The sequence below is a fragment of the Paenibacillus sp. P4_A7 genome (genome assembly GCF_056402455.1).
Genome location: NZ_JBFUHJ010000078.1, coordinates 1 through 19899, shown reverse-complemented (window position 1 = coordinate 19899; position 19899 = coordinate 1). Strand labels below are relative to the sequence as shown.

13 protein-coding genes are annotated in these 19899 nt (G+C 48.2%); 2 read left to right on the top strand and 11 right to left on the bottom strand.

All coding sequences use genetic code 11. The features are described from left to right. Window positions 1-399: 399 nt before the first annotated feature. Complete coding sequence (locus AC1DWN_RS12995; protein WP_477559321.1) at window positions 400-1206, bottom strand: S-layer homology domain-containing protein; 807 nt, start codon at window positions 1204-1206, stop codon at window positions 400-402. Window positions 1207-1379: 173 nt separating this feature from the next. On the opposite strand from AC1DWN_RS12995, the gene AC1DWN_RS12990 reads away from it, so the two are divergent. Continuing rightward, window positions 1380-2966 (top strand): copper amine oxidase N-terminal domain-containing protein, encoded by a 1587-nt coding sequence (locus tag AC1DWN_RS12990; protein WP_477559320.1) that lies wholly within the window; start codon window positions 1380-1382, stop codon window positions 2964-2966. Window positions 2967-3258: 292 nt separating this feature from the next. On the opposite strand, the gene AC1DWN_RS12985 is transcribed toward AC1DWN_RS12990, so the two are convergent. The 6 genes from AC1DWN_RS12985 to AC1DWN_RS12960 are packed head-to-tail and all read right to left on the bottom strand — an operon-like array spanning window position 3259 to window position 10501. After that, window positions 3259-5604, bottom strand: a complete 2346-nt coding sequence (locus AC1DWN_RS12985; RefSeq protein WP_477559319.1) for a Cof-type HAD-IIB family hydrolase — start codon at window positions 5602-5604, stop codon at window positions 3259-3261. Then, the gene (locus AC1DWN_RS12980) at window positions 5594-6190 is read right to left on the bottom strand and encodes a glycerol-3-phosphate responsive antiterminator (RefSeq protein ID WP_477559318.1); all 597 of its coding nucleotides are present in this window, start codon (window positions 6188-6190) and stop codon (window positions 5594-5596) included. Before AC1DWN_RS12980 ends, AC1DWN_RS12985 begins: the two co-directional genes overlap by 11 nt. Continuing rightward, on the bottom strand, window positions 6168-7433 hold the full coding sequence (locus tag AC1DWN_RS12975; RefSeq protein ID WP_477559317.1) for an MFS transporter: 1266 nt from the start codon (window positions 7431-7433) through the stop codon (window positions 6168-6170). Before AC1DWN_RS12975 ends, AC1DWN_RS12980 begins: the two co-directional genes overlap by 23 nt. Window positions 7434-7436: 3 nt before the next feature. Continuing rightward, window positions 7437-8780 (bottom strand): ABC transporter substrate-binding protein, encoded by a 1344-nt coding sequence (locus AC1DWN_RS12970; protein WP_477559316.1) that lies wholly within the window; start codon window positions 8778-8780, stop codon window positions 7437-7439. 20 nt (window positions 8781-8800) lie between these two features. Next, complete coding sequence (locus AC1DWN_RS12965; protein WP_477559315.1) at window positions 8801-9616, bottom strand: carbohydrate ABC transporter permease; 816 nt, start codon at window positions 9614-9616, stop codon at window positions 8801-8803. A 15-nt stretch (window positions 9617-9631) separates the two neighbouring features. Next, window positions 9632-10501, bottom strand: coding sequence for a carbohydrate ABC transporter permease (locus tag AC1DWN_RS12960; protein WP_477559314.1), 870 nt, complete (start codon window positions 10499-10501; stop codon window positions 9632-9634). Between the two features lie 341 nt (window positions 10502-10842). On the opposite strand from AC1DWN_RS12960, the gene AC1DWN_RS12955 reads away from it, so the two are divergent. Continuing rightward, on the top strand, window positions 10843-12072 hold the full coding sequence (locus tag AC1DWN_RS12955) for an RNA polymerase sigma factor (protein ID WP_477559313.1): 1230 nt from the start codon (window positions 10843-10845) through the stop codon (window positions 12070-12072). A gap of 121 nt (window positions 12073-12193) precedes the next feature. Here the strand turns inward: AC1DWN_RS12955 and AC1DWN_RS12950 are convergent, their stop codons facing one another. From AC1DWN_RS12950 to galA, 4 genes are all read right to left on the bottom strand, one after another. After that, on the bottom strand, window positions 12194-12967 hold the full coding sequence (locus AC1DWN_RS12950; protein ID WP_477559312.1) for an endonuclease/exonuclease/phosphatase family protein: 774 nt from the start codon (window positions 12965-12967) through the stop codon (window positions 12194-12196). A gap of 112 nt (window positions 12968-13079) precedes the next feature. After that, complete coding sequence (locus AC1DWN_RS12945) at window positions 13080-14762, bottom strand: ThuA domain-containing protein (protein WP_477559311.1); 1683 nt, start codon at window positions 14760-14762, stop codon at window positions 13080-13082. A gap of 30 nt (window positions 14763-14792) precedes the next feature. Further along, the gene (locus tag AC1DWN_RS12940) at window positions 14793-17216 is read right to left on the bottom strand and encodes a hypothetical protein (protein WP_477559310.1); all 2424 of its coding nucleotides are present in this window, start codon (window positions 17214-17216) and stop codon (window positions 14793-14795) included. A 98-nt stretch (window positions 17217-17314) separates the two neighbouring features. Continuing rightward, the gene (galA, locus tag AC1DWN_RS12935; RefSeq protein WP_477559309.1) at window positions 17315-19720 is read right to left on the bottom strand and encodes a beta-galactosidase GalA; all 2406 of its coding nucleotides are present in this window, start codon (window positions 19718-19720) and stop codon (window positions 17315-17317) included. Between the last annotated feature and the right edge of the window lie 179 nt (window positions 19721-19899).

The window sequence follows — 19899 nt, the reverse complement described above, 5'->3', positions numbered from 1 at the left end:
GAGTAAGGTGGGTAGGAGCATAATCAACAGTTGTCTATGAAGCTTAACTTGTTTGAAAAACAAATTCGATTTACCTAAAGTTTGATTTCTCAATGTTGGCCTCCTTCAAAAGCTATTTAATAAGATCAGTTCATACACCTATTATAAGCGCTTACAAAAAACAAAAAGAATGATCTTTTGTTTAAGAGAATTGATCTTTTGTAACCATCCACCATCCATTCAGTTAACTCGTTTAGATGAATCCAGCTTTCTGTAATAAAATAATAAAGCCGAGCTAGGTTCAGAATTGATTATCTGAACCTAGCTCGGCTTTTAAAACACATGATCGATCAGTAAGATGTATCTCGGGCAGTGACTCTAATTAAAAATATTCCGCTATTGTTTAAAATTAAAAGCCTCTTATTCTAGTGCACTATTCATTGTAATGCTGCCGTTCGGATCAAACTTTCCGTTTCCTTTGCCATTCACGATGCCAAGCTTATTCGCCGCGATAACCTCTTCGCTGCTAGTATCCGTGAACGGATTATTTTCAAGACTCATTCCGTTATTTTCTAAAACCTCATCGATCGTCAGCCCCATATACCATTCTACGTAGTTAACAATGAGCTTCGAAAAGTCGGCGCGTGTAATTTTTTCTTTATATTTGTTTTGAAGCCCAGATGGGATCAAGCCAGCCTCAATCGCTTCATCGACCTCAGCCTTCGCCCAAGCATCTAATTGGTCAACGCCATTTTTTTCTTGTGGCTTGAAGTAATAGTTGACAACGTTATCTGTATTGTCGTGAACCCTCACTTCATAATAGGAATAACCGCTCCCCTTATATACATTATGATTAGGCTCAGAAAACGACCAAGGAACAGTTTCGGAGCTTAGTATCCCCTTTTCCAAACGATATCCAAATAAAACGGCACTAGTTTCCTTATCTCCATTGAACTCTACACTAAAATTGATCGGAACTAGATTTACAATTACTTCTTCTGTAATATTCTTACCATCAACTTTGAAAGTCAATGTCTCTACTATTCCCCCTAGATCTTCAGACATCCAAATTTCATGGTTTTCCTGCGGTGCTTCAACTGGTACATCGTCTTGCACTCCTGTTGGCACTTCTGCCGGTACTTCAGCAGCCGTAGCTGGCATTGCAATCGATACTGCCATCAAACATACCATCAACAAAAACATAAAAGCCTTCTTACTTTTTCTCATTCTGACTAGCCTCCAATAAAAAATATAATGCAAATATAATCATTCGATTTACCTATTGGGAAATCCTTCTTATTAGTGGATGATATTTCCTTGCACTCCCGAAACCTTTAATGTGTACATTCGTCTAACTTATTATGGAAATATTTATCATTTACTGAAAGGTGGGGGCTATAATGTTGAGGGTTCCGGATAAGAGGAGAGGATGGAACAAAAAAAGCGGGATAACGCTGCTGCTGATCACTGTGCTAACATTTAGTATCGTTTCAGCTTCAGGAGCTTCACCCACATATGCGGCAGTTACGGTAGAAAATGCGACAGCAGCTAAGATCACTAATGAGGTTGATGCAATCAAGCGGGCCAAGGAGCTCGGCGCACAGCTAGAAGGAGCAAATTCTGTCTCTGCCAAACAGGACAAAAGCAAGAATACTTGGGAAGTCACATACATTCCTAAAGCAGCGGGAATAGATATTAGACATGGCAACCTGCTGCTAAACGCCTCGAACGGTGAATTGCTTCGTTTCAAAGAACAGATGAGCAATACACAGATTAGCCAAGATCCTAATGAGCCTCCTTATGATATCAGCAAGCAAAAAATCAGCTTCGATGAAGCGGTAAAGATTGCTCTCGCTTACAAAGAGGAAAAAAACTGGTCATTCCAGCAGGAATGGAAGCTAGATGCTACTCCGGAATCCGAATACTCCACGCGCGAGGAAAACAAAACCTTTCATAAAATCCGATTCGACCGATCCTATAAAGACATTCGTTATCCAGGAAATAAACTCATCATCTTCATCAACCGAGAAACAGGCGAAATCGCATCGCATCAAATCTATTGGTCTAAAAAAACATTTACGATTCAACCTGATATGCTGCCGCACGGGAGTGCTGCCAATATTCTTTTTCGAGAGATTCAACCCTTCCTGCAACGGTCGGAGAACAGCGCATATACCGAGCAGAAGCCTGTATACAGCATGAATATGTACTATCGATTAGATTTTAGTGGAGAAATGCGAAAGGATCTTAATATGGAAACTCCAGCTCCCCCGAAAAATATTATACCGCAGTACAGCAAGGAGCTTGCAAAAAAGCGACTGCTATCACTCTATGAGCTTGAGCTTATGTTCATGGATGTTGAAACTGGAGAAGCGGTGCCAGTATATGAACTTCGAATCAAGGAAGGGGTACCGCTGTTCTACGGCGGCATGCACCCAAGTATTGATGCCAATACGGGAGAGTGGCTTGATTTCCTAGGAAAGCCGGTTTCTGAACCGCTCCCAGCAGCCAGCGATTGGCTTATTGATCATGTAGCTCCCCCAGGCAACGTCGGCTATAAAGCAGCCATCGTTTGGAACAATGAGCTGCTGGAACTGGCCCATACACCGATTATTAATAATGGTGCTACCTTAGTTCCGTTCCGGGAGCTCCTGAAGAAGCTCGGTGCACAGATTAGCTGGGACCCCGTGAAACGTAAGGTTACGGCAAGTAAAGGAGGCCATACAATCGAGCTATTAATTGACTCCTCCACAGCTTATATTAATGGAAAGCCACAATCGCTCGGAACGCCTGCCATCATCAAGGGAGGATACACGTACATTCCCGCGCGGCTCGTGTTAGAAACGTTCGGCGCAGAAGTCGACTGGAATGCCGATTCCAGACTCGTACTCATCAAGACCGACAGCACATTACCGTCACTAACGGCAACCAAAATAAGTCAGCTTCGCTTTGAAGCTCAACTGGACTGGGAAGAGAAACGCTCTTAGCAGCGCAGGATAGAACACACGCGTAGAAACAAGCGTAAACGGCTGTCGCCGTCCTCTTTGGCAAAAGCATTCGTTTCGCGGTGATATATAAGCACATTTATAAGTGAAAACTTATAAATTCTTATATATTGAAATAGTCGCTTACTCCGCTTTGCTGGCGGGTAAGCGACTATTTTTTGATTCATGCTAATTTACGGCGTTATCAATTGACTGCAAAGTCGATGCCGTCAATGTTCATCTCCTTGGTTCTGCCGCTTTTGAAGACACATATTCTGTTAGCAACTAGTTACAATTATTGTTCCAAGTCTTTCAACCATTGCTCCAGCTTGACAGCAACGCCATCCTCGTCATTGCTGACTGTCTTCTCCGCTGCAATGGATGCAAGTTCCGCAATCGCATTATGCATGGCCACCGTATGATCGCAATATTGAAACATTGCAACATCATTAAAGTCATCGCCAAATGCCCCTATTTCTGAACGGGACAGTCCCAGCCGGAGGGCGATTCCTTCAACACCTGTTGCCTTGCTGCTGGTTTTAAGGGTGAGCTCCACACAAGGAGCGCTTGACAGCCTATATATATTCAGCTCTTCCTGAAAGACTTCGGCCAAGTTGTAGACATCATACTTGCGCGGAAGAAGCATCTTCGATGGTTGCAGCTCCCGAATGCTTTTTTCTGAAAGGATAATCGGATCCAATTGACTAACAGGGCCTAGGAAACAAGCCTTCTCTTCCTCACTTAGGCGGCGATTCGCATGCCAGCGATCCTCCACCTCCCAAATACAAATACCATCCGCATGATGCTTCAGTACATGCTGATGAACAAGGCGCGCCGTAACGTTAGTGATCGGCCTCTCTACTCGCCAATCCTCTTCTGCATTAACCACGTTCGCCCCATTGTTATAGATGAAATAGCTTGCAATCGCCAATTGCGGAAATAAAGGAAGCACCAAACGCGGCGGCCTTCCCGTCGCTATTATTATAATGCCGCCGTTGTCACTGTAGCGTTGTAGCGCTGCAACTGTTCGTTCCGACAGAGTTCCTTCCGAACGCAGTAGCGTTCCGTCCATATCGAAAGCCACCGCTTTGGGCATTCTTCTTGTTGTATTAATCAACCCATTCCCCCCTATTATCCGCCAGTTCGGTGTATAATCCAATTCCAGAACGCGATGCGAGCCCGCATCCCTCTCAAGCAGCTGCAAAAACGGCTCCTCCAGCTCGAAGAGCCGTTTCATTCTTCGAAACATCGGATAACGGGAAGCTTGTCCCGCCAAATAGTCAGTCATTACAATCGTGAACATGTCAGTATGCCGCACCGCTTTTCCTTGATACTCGCATGCCTGAAGACGTTTGCCAATCGGACGAGACACATCGATCGTGTACTGAATGCCTTCGAACATAATGAACTGATAAAGCTGAAGATGCGGCTTAAGCCACTCCTCTTGTGGCTCTAAGGTTTGCGCTTCATACCAAGAAGCACTGACTTCAAGTGCCGAAAGCAGTACCGCTCCTTCTATTTGAAAAATACTCAGTGAATCCATATAAGGAAATATACGCTGTACATCGCCTCGAGTCAGCTTTCCAGACGGAAACTTCAGCTTCTTCTCTCCCGCATAGGCTACCGCTGACAACTGTGCGCGGCTCTCCTTCAATTGAACCCGGTGCAGCCACTCCACAAGAGGATGCTCAATTCGTGTCAGATCTCTCCAATCATGAAGCTGCATAAGCGGATCGCAGCAGCACAAAGCTTTGCCCAGCTGATTCCGTGCCCTGTTACGAATATCCAGCACTTCAGCAAGCACCTCTTCCGACTCCGGCTGGGCGGTAATATCGACTATCCGTCCTTCTGCTTGCACCTTTTCCTCTTCGTGAGAAGAGAATCTTAGCATCACTTCTCCAATAGCGGCACCGTGCGACCCAGGCTGCAGCATCAGCGTGTTACCCTCCCGTCGAACCCAGCGATTATGCTGGTGACCGGTCAGCAGCACATCAATGCCCTCCACCTCACGCACCATACGCAGCGCGGCATTCTCTTGATCAGTCGCTCCATCCTGCTCCAACCCGCCGTGATAGCATACGACGATGGCATCGACAATGGGTTTAAGCTGCTTAACCACTGATTTGACCGTATCCACTTCGTCTAGCCATTCCCAACCTTCCAGCCGCTCCTGGTTTTTCAATGCTGGTACTCGCGTGGTCACCCCGATGAAAGCGACACGTACTGTCCCGAATGTAGCAATATAATAAGATTGCGTGAGATTTTTTCCAGAGCAATGACGAACATTGGCAGCTAGCCATATGCATGAAGAGGCGGCGATGACCCCTTTTAAATAAGGTAAGCCATAGTCAAAATCATGGTTGCCAGGCACCACCATATTTACTCCGCTAGCTCGAAGAAGATTGCCCATCATCCTCATACCGCTTTCCCCTTCGTTCAAGGCGACATGATGCGCAAGTGGTGTTCCTTGGAGCAAATCTCCGTTGTCTATTAACCAGACATGCTCCTGTGACTTGCGCCTGTTAACGGCGTAGTTAGCGGCGCTAGCCAATGAACCCTCCGACTGGCCGTCCCCTCGTGTCCAATGCCCATGCACATCGCTGGTGTACAGCAAGCATATCGTCTCTTCTTTACGGAGCATGATATTCTCTCTCCAACGTATTCCATTCAATGGACCACAGCTCTGATTGGCTGGTTGAAACTGCGCAAGCACCCGCTTCATATAGCTTTCCGACTTCCTCAGGCAAAGTTATGAGCCCGCTCGCGATAATCGGTACATTGTACTGCTCAGACAGCTCCCGAACGTTCTTAGGCAAGTTGCCCGGTGCAATATTGATGGCATCAGGCTGCAGGTCGGCAATGACTTTGCCGCTCAGCTCCAGAGAATGGCTGTCAAGCAGAAACATCGTCAATATGCCAAATACGCCAAGACGCTTCGCCTCCCTTACCACATGTGCCTTGTTGCTGACAATCCCGCTAATAGCAACCTCGTTCAGCAGGAATTGAACGGCTTCCTTATCCTGGGACAATCCCCGGATCATATCAAAATACACAAATAAGTGCATACCGCTTCGTTCCGCCTGCTTGCTGAAGACCTTTAGCTCGCTCAGCGTTGAACGTACCAGAAATACATGACGCACTCCCATGCGCTCGGCTCGTACCATATCCAGCTCAGTCTTGACTGCCGCAATAACCGAAAACGGACTAAAAAGATGATGTAATTTCATAATGTCTCCCCCCAGTAATAGGTCGTAAACGCAGTACCCCGAAAAATACTGCCGTGAATGCTAGAAACAAGCTGGTTACTATAAAGAAGGCATGACCGGATGAAACGGACTGCTGCTGTACGCCAATGAGCCACGTGGAGCACGCTCCCCCCGCAAAGCCACAAGCAAAAAACAAACCCATGCGGGAAGCGGCAAGCGTTCCCCAATATTGAACGGCAAGTGCCGTCATGATAGGAAAGATCATCGCAATGGCCATCAGAAATGCCGCATATCCTATAGCGCCAGCCACACCAGGAACAAAAGTTCCCCACGCTAGACACAATACGCCAAACGCCACGCACCGTTTAATACTGCCGCCATAGCCCCAGCGCTTTACGCTGTGGTTCACGCCAAGCCTGCTTGCAGTGAAGCCTGCAAAAGCAATTGTAAAGAGCCATGTCGCAAGCGATGGTTCCAGATTATAGCTGCTCATCAATAAAGGACGGTACCATACGGTAAGACCAACCTCTGCTCCAACATAACAAAAGTACAGTAGTCCGAAGCACGCAAGCGGCAGAACAGAATCTCGCCTTGTGTGCTGTGAAACGCCCCTCTTCTGACGGCTCGCGGTTGGGATCACTCCCGTGAGCTTCCCACTTGACCGATCTGCCTCGCTTGACGGCCAAGCAAGCCTGCTGCCGGTAAAAGCCAGCATCACTCCGAATAACGCAAAGGAAAATAGGATAAGCGGCCAAGCCGCGGCAGACTCGGAGGACGACCTCCCGCTAAGCACAAGTTCAAGCGCAAGCGGCCCTATAATAAAACCGCAGCCCATCATAAAGTGAAGCCGCCCTAACAGCTGTCCCGCTCGTTCCGGTGAGGCAGAGGGCAGTGCCACGTTGCAAACCATGCCAACGATTCCATTTGCATATCCCACGATAAAGAACAAACCGCACCAAACCGCCGAACTAGAAGCGGACAGAAGCGCCAATAGGCCCATGCCGAAGGCAAAAAATACTTGGTGTCTACTATAGGCTCTCTGCCATCCCCACAATGCCGTTACACGGCCGGCAAGCACATTGGCTGCCAGCAATCCAGCGGAACTAAACGCAAATATTAGTCCGCTTGTTTTCGCGTCAAACTGGTATTCACCTAGAAAGAAGTCAGGCAAAAAGCCCTTCATAGACTCCATCATCCCGGTTACCAGCATCGACAAGCCTGTTAGAAGAGGCAGCGCCCAACCGATTGCAGCTGGACGCTTCACCTGTTACCACCCCAATATCTTTTCTATTTCTGCTGCAGCCTTGTCCAGCGCTACATCGCCGTCCAAATCGCCGGAGAAGGCTCCCTGGATATGATCAAGCATCACTCGCGTCGCCCGTGTTCCCGCATCGCCAGGCCAGTTGAACCAAGGCACAATATCCTCTGCCTGCTTATAAGTTGCAGCCGCTAGCGGATTCTCTTTCAAATAATCGGCCATCAATTGCTCACGCGCGCTATCACGCACAGTCATGTACCCCATCTTCTGCGCTAGCATAGCTGAAGATTCCGGAGAGGTCGCGTATTTAACAAAATCCCACGCAGCCGCTTCCTTCTCCTCGTCACCTTGGAACACATACAGTCCCGCTCCGCCAGCTGGCAAGCGTCGAGGCGTTTGCTCCTCCTCCCAAGTCGGGAGCATCATAATGCCTAGATTAAATGAAGAGTTCTTCGACAGATTAGCCAGATTGCCTGTCGTTGCGACCAGCATGGACAAATTGCCGCTTTGGAAAGCTTCCGCCGCCTGTGTGCCGTTCATTTGTGGAATGGACTTATCCTCTCGCATCATCTTTAGCCAATAGTTAAGCACTTCTTTTCCAGCCTCGTCATTGAATTGTACGTCTTTATCTTTGATGGAAGCGTAGCTTCCCCCTTTGGTTTCAAGAAGAGTTTGGAACATCCACGTGTCAAAGTCCATTTGGAAGAATACTCCCCCGCGATTAGGCTTTACAGCGGCAAGCTTCTTCGCCCATTCCTGAACTTGCTCCCAGCTCTCAGGCTGCTCGACAACTGGAATTCCAGCTTCCTTGAAGTGATCCAGGTTGACATAAATTAAAGGTGTGCTGACGAGAAACGGCAGTGACTGCTGCTTGCCTTCTATATCTTGGCCCAGCTTCAGCATCTGTTCCGTATAGTCTTCGGTAGAATAACCTTCCTTATCAATAAAGGTGTGTAATGGCCTAATCGACATCCGGGTTGACATAAACTCCCCATTCGCGTAACTCCCAATCGCCACCTCCGGCAGTTGGTTCGCCACCGCCAGCGTTTGAAGCTTCTCCAGCAGCCCATCATAGAAGCCCTGTGTCTGCTCAGCTCGAACAATAACCTTGTTCTGTGAGGCGTTATATTGATCAACAAGCTCCTCTATCGCTTCACCCTGCGAGCCGCCAAATACATGCATGAATTTGATCTCTACCGCTTTCCCTGTATTGGCTACCCCGCTCTCCGTTACTGCGGGTGACGCAGACGATTCCGAACTGCTTCCTGATCCTGTACTTCCTTGTCCACAACCCACCAAAAGCCACATTAAAGCTGTAACCAAAAGGATGCTCAAACTGATACGTTGTTTCATTTCTATTCCTCCTATATTTCTTATTTTATACCGCTTTGTAACGAGCTTTCCGTAAAGTGCCGCTGCGCCAAAATGTAGATTGCAATGACCGGCAGCACTGACAAAGTGGCGGCCGCCATTGTCGGAACCCATTCGATATAGCTGTCATTGCGGAACTGAACAATAGCTACCGGCAGCGTCATCTTTATCTCATCGTTCAATATAAGGAACGGCCAATAATAATCGTTCCAGTTGTTTACAAACTGAATGAGTCCAACACCAAACAAAGTAGGCGCCGAGGCCCGCAGGTAGATATGATACAAGGTTTGGACGGAATGACAGCCGTCTACTCTCGACGCCTCCTCCAGTTCGCGAGGAATGGCCATAAAAAATTGGCGAAGAACAAAAATAGCGTACGCGCTTGCGATATGAGGTATAATCACCCCCTTATATGAATTCACCCAGTCAAATGAATTGACAACCAGATAGACCGGAAGCATGATGGCCTGCGGCGGGATCATCATCGTACACAACACGAAGAAGAACAGAGTTTCTCGTCCCCGAAATTGATATCTGGCAAAGGCATAGGCCGCGAGTACGCCGAGCAGCAGTTGACCAAACGTCAATATGCACGTGAGCAGCATGCTATTAGTAAACCAGCGGGCTATCGGTGCCTCCTGGAACACTTGCAGGTAACCTTCCAGACTTAAGCTTGTCGGAATAAGAAGCGCGACGCGACGGAACGGATCAGAGCTGGGGGACAAGGAAACCGTAAGCATCCAGATAAACGGTACCAGCACCACCATTAAAGAGATCAGCAACAACACATGCAACAACAGATTATTTCGTGACTTCAAGTTGCCAACCCCCTTCTACACCCATTGCGTGCGCTTCTGCATCCAGCGCACCTGTATGACAGTCAACGCCAGCACGATGATAAACAATAGCGTCGCCGCTGCGCTGGCCGTGCCTGTATTGAAAAATTGAAACGCCTCCTGCCAGATAAAGAACGCCCAGACGTTTGTCGAGTTGTTCGGACCCCCGAGCGTCATAATTTGCACCGTAGCAAACACCTGCAAGGAATGAAGCAGGGTGATCGTCCAGACGAACATATGAACAGGCATCAACATTGGAAACGTCATATGGCGGAAGGACTGCCAACCATTCGCACCGTCTAGAGCCGCTGCTTCCTTCACCTCAATACTCAGTTGCTTCAAGCCGGAAATGTACAAGATGACGTTATAACCAAAGGACATCCACACCCCTACAATAGCTAGCGCTATGATCGCCAGCTGGGTATCTTGAAGCCATGCTAGATTGCCGATTCCGAATACGTCAAGCCATTGGTTGATCAGTCCGTTCTGCGGAGAGAACATTAAGGAAAACACCAGACCGGCCACCGAGACGCTCACGACTACAGGAACAAAAAACAATACTCGATACAAAGAGCGAAGCTTGCCAGCCCGTTCTATGGCAAGCGCATAAAGCAGTCCCAGTACAGCAGATAATGGCACCGTAAGCGCCATGTACTGCAGCGTATTGCCGATGACCTTCCAGAACAAAGGCTTGCTCAGCACCTCTGCATAGTTACTCCAGCCGACAAATCGCTTCTTATCAAGGAGCAGGTCCCACTCCATAAAGCTGATATACAGGGAGAAGAAAAAAGGGAAAACAAAAAATATTGCGTAAAGCACTAACACGGGTGACAAATACAAATATGGCTGCCAAGAAATTCGTCTCATTCTACGCCTCCTCTAAGCTGAAATAAACACAACAAAGCCCGTGACTCCCCTCAAAACTCCATCAGGAATGGAGGAGGGAAGTCACGGGCATTCTCTGCAATTAAGGCCCACTGCTTAGGTATTCAATTGCTTGATATCCATACTATATCCGGAAATTGTTAACGGAGTATTCGCCTTGTGTTTAAAATTTGTAAATTCATTAAAACCAGTTGAAAGCCTAGCTTTGTCCTTGAGGTCAGCATGTAAATTACCTCCCACTCAAAAAAAATTTTAAGTCGTATGTGGCTTTTTACTCCCCTGCGGTGTCTAATTAAACGTAAGGTCAAGAGGAGGTTCTTACTATGTCAGGAGCTCATGACAAAGACCCTGTTTATCCGGAAGAACAGGGACACATTAATAAATTTGAAATCAACTATGAACAATATCGCAAAAGAATTCGCAGCTACCTTTCGTTGAAAGTAAATCCTATGGTTGCAGAGGACTTAACGCAGCAAGTTTTCTTAAAGGTTGTAGAAAACATTCATACCTTTAAAGATCATTCCAATTTATTCACTTGGATTTTTAAAATCGCTCAAAATATAGTGAAAAACGAATATCGCAGTTTATCGCGAAGCAAAGAGATTACCTATGACTTCGCTGGATATGAATCACAGTCTATATCTCTTGATTTTGCTAAGCATATTGAAATTCGCATTGATATTAGATCCGCGTTGAAAAAACTAAATGAAATAGACCAACAGATCATTTCATTGCGGTTTTTTGTTGACTGTACTCTGCTCGAAATATCCAAGATTATGGGAATGCGTGAAAGTGCAATAAAAAACAGATTGTACCGATCACTAGAGAAACTAAGAAGAGAATTGAAAGAATGGGGTGACATTACTATTATGTCTATTCAAGATATGATATCAATCGTCAATAAAAGTGAAACGAATGACTTACAGGATCATTCGAAGAAGGTTCACCAAGACTTATTTAATGAGCTAAAAGATAATGTTGAAAAAATCACTTCAAAATTCAATCACCAGCCATCCCAAAAAATAATCATTGAAATCTATCCGGACCTTCCGACTTTCCATCAAGCAGTCGGTGAAGCAGATGCCCCAAATTGGTTCATGGGCACTTATGAGGGAAATATTTTAAAAATTGTTTCTCCTTTGAACCCGGGACCAGAGCATACGTACCAAACCATTCTTAAATCCACCATACACTTGTATTCGATGTGGTTAATTAGCTATATTAATCCTCTTGCACCTAAATGGCTGTGTCAGGGCATTGGTGGATTTGAAGCTAAACAAATGGCTCCGGAATATATTAAAAGCACGACTGCAGAAGCAATTCGCAATCAAACGATTCCTTATTTCCAAGATTTAAATAACGATACTTGGGACTTTGGAACAATGAACGGATTTCAATTTTGCTATTTAATAGTAGAGTTCATCATAGATAAGTATGGATTAGGCTCATTAAACAAATTAATTAGAAATCCCAATGATTTTGAAGGAATCTTTCAATGTTCAGAGTTGGAGCTTCATGCGCAATGGGCTGAGTATTTGAGTTTGAGTTTGTAAAATAGTTTCCTAATACGAGATAGTCACCAGCCTGTTCTTTTCCACCTGATAGTAGGTGTTCGTGCTGATCCTATAACGAAGTAAAGTCCCCTTCCATTGGAAGGGGACTTTACTATTACCTTTACGAAGACAATACTGCGCACACAGGATAATGGTCAGAAGGAGGACGATTGTCGTACTCTTTCCGGTCCACCTCAATATGATTAACATTCACGTCCGTTGTGGTGAAAATATAATCTATTGGCTCCCCGGTTTCACCACCCTGGAAATCGTGAAAGGTTAGCCCCGCTTCCTTTGCTCCTTCCGGCAAAGCGGAGAAAGCGTTCCTATACCCGGATTGCTCTAGTTCACGAACGACAGCATGACCCGGACCTACGTTAAAATCTCCCGTAATGATAACGGGCAGCGGGGTTTTCTCCCGCATTTGACTAATTTTCGACTTAATTAAATTCATGCCCTCTATTTGGGCTTGCTCGCTGATATGATCCAAATGAGTGTTAAACACAAGGAACTGAAATTCCGTTTCGGACTTAAAGCGTACCCAAGTGCACATGCGCGGGCAAGCGGTGTCCCAGCTGGACACGCCTAATTGATCAGGAGTCTCCGACAAGCTGAAGTGGCCATACTCCTCAACTTGATATTTTTCCTTCTTATAAAAAATCGCACAAAATTCGTCCTCGTGTCCACCTTGTCGGCCTTCACCAATCCAGGCATACTCCGTGAGATGCTGTTCCAAATCTAGAAGCATGCCATACTGCCCTTCCTGAGTGCACACGATATCCGCTTCATTTTGCAAAATAGCTTGTGCAGCAGCAGGGTGCCGAAATGGCCACGCGTTCACTCCATCCGATTCCACATTAAGTCGTAAATTAAACGTCATTAACTTGCTATTCAATTTCATCACCTCAAGAAAGATTTGAACGATTATGGTTTCCTCAATCACCTTATAAAACATTACTCAGTTGGTCAAGGGTTTCGTTCAACTCTGGTACCGCACTAAAGCTCGATCACAGCACCTCAGGGGTAATGCTTCGGCCTAACTCCGAGCTCTGCGAGGCACCTTCCAAGATACTGACGACACGCAGCGCTTGTTCGGGTTTTACGATCAGTTCCTCGTCCATCAGCAAATGGTCGGCGACATTCCAATAATATTTTTTCCAATCCGTACCGAACATCCGTTCAATCTTGCTGGATTGGCGAACGCCGTTCACCATACTGGTCAAATAAATCTCGTCCTGCGAGTTCATCTCGATGCTGCCATGGGTACCGAGAATTTGCCATTTCGGTCGCTTGACCGCTGCGATAGATGACATCATGATGTCGACCGTCACTCCGTTTTTGAACTTGATATTGATTTTTCCGTGATCTTCGTTCGTTACTGCATGCCACACTCTTTTCTGGAAATCCCCCATCAGCTGAGTCATTTCAGATGGGATCAAATTCAGAATCCAGTCAATAATATGCGCGCCCCAATCGTACATAACACCGCCGCTAACCGCTTTGTCGGAGCGCCAGTTGAAGCCCGGCTGATTGTAGCCAACAGACGAGTAGTCGATGTGAAACACGTCGCCGATCAATCTTTTGTTCAGCAGCTCGCGGATCGTCAAATAGTCTTCGTCCCAGCGCCGACAATGAAAGACGGACAGCATGACCCCACGCTCCTGCGCCTTCTGAATCAAACTTTTTCCTTCGGCAACCGTCAGACAAAACGGCTTTTCCAGTACGACATGTTTACCGGCTTCAAGACATTTCATTGCCAGCGGTGCGTGCAGATAATGCGGCAAAATGTTGACGACAAGATCTACCTCATCCATAGCCAGCATATCATCGAGATCTGTAAAATACCCCTTCAAACCAGGAAGCTGCTCCTTGGCTGCCGCTATTCTGTCCGGCGAAGCGTCGCAAACCGCAACCACTTCCATGCCTTCGGTCTGACTGATCCAGCTCGCATGCCCGGCACCCATATTAAACGACGGACCGAACCCGAGCAAACCGCAGCGGACCTTTCCGGAACGTTTCTCTTCCCCAGTGCTCCAACGGATTGCGCGCAGCAGCATTTTCTGAAACTCCGGATGTCTCCAAGCTTTTAAATCATGGCCATTCGCCAAATAGGCAACCCGGCCTTCACCATATGATTTGGTATACGCGAGCGGCAGCTTCTTGCCTTGCCAGTTCGTTTCCGCAAGCACCGTCACTTTGGATGGATCGTAGCTTTGCAGATGATACATTTCGTCCGTGATCGTAAACGAGTCCATCCTTGTCGTGATGGTATGATCACTGTTCACGATTTCTACTTTAAAGCTGTGATGGTCAGGATGCGTCAAAAACTCGCAACCCAGCATATCGATATACCGGCGACTGCCTCTGAAGCTGTCCGCTGCGGAATGAACGCCGACAAATCCGCCGCCAGACTCGATGAAATCAAGCAGCCCACGCTCGCGTTCCGGCGTCAGCTCGTCGGCAAACCCGGTGGTGTAAACGACAACGGCGGCGTATTTCCCTTCGGACAGACGAGCTAGCATATCGAGGTCGGAAGTGGTCTCCAGACAAAAACCTTCACTAGAACCTACCAAATTACTGAGTAGTTCCCCAGCCGCTTTTGTCGGGTGAAATTCAGGACCTCCGTACACATACAATATTTTCTTCATGGTAACAATTCCACTCCCTTTGAAAAATAGTTTAAGCTCCACTGGAGGCTTTCCTTATTGATCTTCCCCTACCTAACGAACGTCCTCCGAATCGCCTTTAATCACTTCCACCTTCTCCGGATCGCCCCACGTGTATACTTTCACGCTTACAGACGGTTTCGGATCACCCTCAAATTTGCAGCTGAACGATACGGGCTGCCCCCCGCTTCGAATGATCGGCGCGTCCGCTGACGCTTGCACCGTCTGCAGTAGATTCCAGTTTTGATCGTATATCTTGCCGGTTCTTCCACCGTCGCACACGAGATATTGATTCGGTTTAAGTTCCGTTTCGAATGTCATGTAAACCCCGCTGGTGTACAAAGTAGGTCGTTTCACTGAAGCGTCTTCGTTTCCATACGAAGGTATCACGCGCAGAGTAAACTTCAAAGGTTGATCGGCATACGGATTGAAATAGACCCAGTCGGCGCCCCCCGGTTGGCCCGGCTGCAGCTCGGTAGGGTTGCAGACAAGCGGCTTCGAGAAGTGAACCGGGTACAGATTCCAACGGCCTTCGTCGACCGGTTCCAAGTGCCAGTCTCCCTTCGTTTCACGCAGCCGCTTTCGCTGCTCAGCCGTAAACGCTCCGGCCCGCCGCCCCTTCTCCCATTCACTCACCAACGCAAACAACGTGTCTATATTTCCGTTTCGCTGAAGCACCGCCGTATCGGCTGCCAGCGCGAAACCAGCGCCGAATCCGGCCGCTTTCGACAAAACCCATTCGATTTCGTCCGGTGCCGTCGCTTCGAACCGATCGGAAGCGGATCGAACCAGAAACCATCCGAGCATCGGCGGAATAAAGTTTCGAGCAAAATATCGCTGATTGCTGAGCCTCCATTCGAGCTGGCCTTCGCGCGTTGCCGCGCCCCAAGGTTCTCCCCAGTTGAAGCGTGTGAACACATGCCATAAATAGTTCGGAACGACGATGCTCGCATCGTTGATCACTTCATCACCCCAACCATCGAAGCACTTCTTGACGAAACGGTTGACGCCGTATCCGTCATGCCCAGTTGCATATAAGCCCTCTAAGCCATCGAATGAAATCTGCTTCAAGCCAGTCGACTTGAATAAATCGGCGATCCGCATACTATATTCATCCTGCAGTTCGATATTCGGGAAAAAGACGTCGTATGGGTGATCCCATAGTCGGCCGATTTCCGTGCCAGCTTCATGCTCAGTGACTGCCGTACCATTCACTCCGCGCCGTACGCCCAGCAACTTCCAAGGCGCGCTCTCGGACACAGCTTCGTATTCGATCAACTCACTGTCCATTTTCGCCGAACGTCGGAACAAATTGGCCATAAACGGCTGTGGGTCGCTTACCTCTATCTCCTGCGCATCCGTTCCGACGGTGCCGACAGCTCGCGCCGATCCGGAGAACTGCAGCCGCTCGTCCGGCAATGGTGTCACATAGGGATCATTCAGCGTCGTAAAGTTGGAGAGCGTATGTACACCGACCTTCACTCCTTCGCGTTCTGCCAGCTCCACGCATGCTTTCAATCCGGCGTCGCCACTCGGGAAGCTGCTCGGTTTTAACTTAAAATGCCCCCATTGTACGAATGGATCGGGATGATACACATAGTTCAAACCAGCCATGTTCGTATACCGCACCGCATCCGCCATCGTCGCTTCGGAAAAGTCGGTGATTAAATACGATTGATTCGCCGCCGGTGACGTTTTTCCCCAAACACCTTCGATCATCGGATGCGGCAGCCCTTCACCAAGCTCGATCGCTTCAATCGTTTGGAGAACTTGATCAACCGAGCAGCCGAACAAGGCGATCTTTGTCCCAGCGATTCGAGCGTCATCGCCGGCGATCGGCGCAATATCAACCGTCGGCAAATTCCATGCGGGGCGCCGGGCCGTATTTGACCGATTTCTCGCATACGCCTGCAGCATGCTTCCTTCACTTGTTGTCGGCCACGCCGCACAAACATCATACTCGAACTTGTTGTCCGAAGGCTGTGTGCCGTCAGGATCCGGCAAACCACTATTCGAAAACGATTGCTGAACATACTCCAACCTGTCGAGTTCGAGAGGCCATCCTCCAACGGTTTTTAAATTCAGCGCTTGCAGACCGAGGGCAAATGATCCGTTATGAACGACTCCAACCGACTCTCCGATTGAACCGGCAACCGTAGTAACGTAAGGACCCCAGATAACGCTATCTACATCGCCATCGATGGATTGCACCTCTAATGTCGCATAAGGCCCTTTTTCTTCGACCAAAATCTCTACCGTCGCCCCGCTTTGGGGAAACTTCAAGGTCACTATGCCGGATCCCGCTTCATAATCGGCCTGCTCCGGCATCTCTATTCGACCGCCAGCAACAACCCGAAGCAGCGATGTAATATTCTTTTCAGATTCATATCGATTACCGGTAGCGGTATCGGTCAGACTGATTATTTTACCTTTATTATCTAATTGGAATAGGGAATTTCCCGCAGTAATGCTCAACATCGCCATTTCATCTCCTTAATATCAGAAACATTTCATTTTTTATTTCTAAGCTGCGCGTTCAGCCCGTCCGCTTGATGGTTCCATCGTTCCGCAAACAGCTACACTGATGGGCGCAATACGCAGGACTCTGTCCGGATCGTTACTTTGGCAGCAGTTAATCCGGGCGACTCAGCCGTGATGCACAGTTCTCCATCTTGTTTCGTCGATTGGACGATGACCATGCAAAGTCCGTTAAAAGCTCTCCGTTTCCAAACCGTGCCGCTACCGATATACTTATCCGGCTCATGGCTGCTCGGGTTTCCATTGCCGACACCGATTAATACACCCGGCCCGGTTATGGTGAACACAACTTCATTGTCAGCTGTGGGGATGACCCGGCCTAAAGAATCTACAATTTGTACGGCAATGCTCGATACATCTTCACCGTTGGCATCGATGGCAGAGCGATCTGGCAATAAGCGCAGCTCTTCGGGAACGCCTGTTGTTTCTCTGGCAACGCACGCGATCTCTTGTCCATTCTTGTATCCTTTGGCAACAAGAGCACCAGGCTCATAGGGAACCTTCCAGCTCAGATGTCCGAGATGTTGCATTTGTTTCATGCCAAGGCTGCGGCCGCCTAGGAACAGCTCAACTTCCTCACAATTGCTGAAGCAGCGCACGTCGATTTCCTGCCCTTCCTTACCTGGCCAGTTCCAGTGCGGGAATAGATGCAATACCGTCCGATCGGTCCACAAAGACTGGTAATAATAGTAGTTGTCTTTCGGAAAACCACACGTATCCATTATGCCGAATTGTGAGCTGATAGCCGGCCAACGGTAAGGAAGCGGCTCGCCCCGGTAATCGAATCCTGTCCATACGAAGGCACCTGCCAAATACGGCCTCTCCGCATAATACTTCATCCATTCCTCGGCACCTGATCCCCAGCCGGGGAAGTTTTCGTCATAAGACGAGACATATCCTCGTTGTTCATCGTTTTCGTAGATGCCTCGCGTGCACAACGTGCTCGCTTCTTCGCTACCGATCATGGGGGTCTGTGGATGATCGTTGTGGTATTCATCCAAATTGGCGCCGATTTTCCAATAGTTCCAGCCACGCACATCCACAACGCCATTAATCCCCGAGCTTTGTCCGCCGTTATTCCCGCCATAGCTGACAAGGCGTGTCGGATCAAGCTCGTTTACGATCCGTTTCATCGTTCTTGCAGTGCGGGCGCCTGCCTCCGTATCCTGAATCCCGCCCTCTTCGTTTCCGATCGACCAAAGAATGATGCTAGGATGGTTGCGGTCGCGTTTGACCAGGCTGCGTAATTGACCAGCAATTTCCTCGCCGCAGCCTACTTGCCGGTGTTCGTCCATGACCAGCACCCCAAGACGGTCGCAAGCTTCGAGTAGTTCCGGCGTCGGCGGATGATGTGATGTCCGGTATGCATTAACGCCGAGCTCCTTCAGCTTCTCAATCCTGTAATATTGCAAGCGGTCGGGCAGCGCCGATCCGACTCCGGCGTGATCCTGATGGCAGCAAACGCCTTGGATCGGGACATGCTGCCCGTTCAGGAAAAAGCCTTGATCCGGATCGAAGCATATACTGCGAATCCCAAATGATGTTTCAGAAACGTCCGTTTCTGCTTCGCCGTCCTTGACGGTCGTAACGAGACGATAGAGATGGGGTGACTCCAAATCCCAAAGCCTCGGCTGCTCCAAACGAATGGACTGATTGAACTCGCACTCCTTCCACGCCCCGATCGGCATTGGCGCCGACTGAACGGTCACAACTCGGCGGCCGTCAGCATCATAAATTGCCGATTCGATCGTGGCTGCTTTCGTATGATCTTCTTCGTTGACAACCGTCGTTTGAATCGACAGCTCCGCAAATCCGTCGCCAATTTCCGAAACGACGTACGTTCCCCAATGCGCTACATGCATCGGATTGGTTTTGACCAGCCAGACATGCCGGTATATGCCGGCCCCTTCGTAAAACCATCCCTCCACTTGGCTTGCGTCGGCTCGCACGACAAGCACATTCGGTCCATCAAACTTAACGCAGTCGGTAATATCGCGACGGAAGCCGGTATACCCGCTTTCATGGCGTCCCAAATAATAGCCGTTCAACCATATCATGCTGTCGCGAAATATTCCGTCGAACTCAATGGATAGCCTTTTCTCCCTATCTTCCTTCGATACCTCAAACTGCTTGCGGTACCACCCGATCGATGTCGCCGGATTCGGTCTTCCGATCGGCTTGTATCCATGATAATCAATGTCGTTATCGGTGGAATATTCAAAATCAAGCTCCACCGCCCAATCATGTGGCAGAGAAACCTCTCTCCAATCGCTGTCGTCAAAATTGACGTGAATCGCGCCTCTCCCTTCGGCTTGTTTGGCAAACGGCTTGCCTTCCCAATAACCGAAGTCGAGCTTGATGTCTGAAGCGTGCCCTAAGGCGAATCTCCAACCGGAATCCATCAGAAGCCGCTCCCGAAGCGACTGTTTTATCTCTGTATTCATGGTGTGTATTCTCCTTTATCTCTGAATTCTCTTTGTAAATTGTAAGGTAGTTACCTTCCTTGGATCCTGTACTATTGTGCCTGAGCCGAACATTATATCGCCAGACAAAAGGCGAGCTCCTGGTGTTCCAGGAGCTCTGAAACGTTATTTTTTGTTCATCTTCTCTTTCACTTTAATCG

What these genes read in the sequence shown, in the direction of transcription:
- AC1DWN_RS12995 (WP_477559321.1), bottom strand. Translation starts at nt 1,206, where the DNA reads ATGAGAAAAAGTAAGAAGGCTTTTATGTTTTTGTTGATGGTATGTTTG.
- AC1DWN_RS12990 (WP_477559320.1), top strand. Translation starts at nt 1,380, where the DNA reads ATGTTGAGGGTTCCGGATAAGAGGAGAGGATGGAACAAAAAAAGCGGG.
- AC1DWN_RS12985 (WP_477559319.1), bottom strand. Translation starts at nt 5,604, where the DNA reads ATGCTCCGTAAAGAAGAGACGATATGCTTGCTGTACACCAGCGATGTG.
- AC1DWN_RS12980 (WP_477559318.1), bottom strand. Translation starts at nt 6,190, where the DNA reads ATGAAATTACATCATCTTTTTAGTCCGTTTTCGGTTATTGCGGCAGTC.
- AC1DWN_RS12970 (WP_477559316.1), bottom strand. Translation starts at nt 8,780, where the DNA reads ATGAAACAACGTATCAGTTTGAGCATCCTTTTGGTTACAGCTTTAATG.
- AC1DWN_RS12960 (WP_477559314.1), bottom strand. Translation starts at nt 10,501, where the DNA reads ATGAGACGAATTTCTTGGCAGCCATATTTGTATTTGTCACCCGTGTTA.
- AC1DWN_RS12955 (WP_477559313.1), top strand. Translation starts at nt 10,843, where the DNA reads ATGTCAGGAGCTCATGACAAAGACCCTGTTTATCCGGAAGAACAGGGA.
- AC1DWN_RS12940 (WP_477559310.1), bottom strand. Translation starts at nt 17,216, where the DNA reads ATGTTGAGCATTACTGCGGGAAATTCCCTATTCCAATTAGATAATAAA.
- galA (WP_477559309.1), bottom strand. Translation starts at nt 19,720, where the DNA reads ATGAATACAGAGATAAAACAGTCGCTTCGGGAGCGGCTTCTGATGGAT.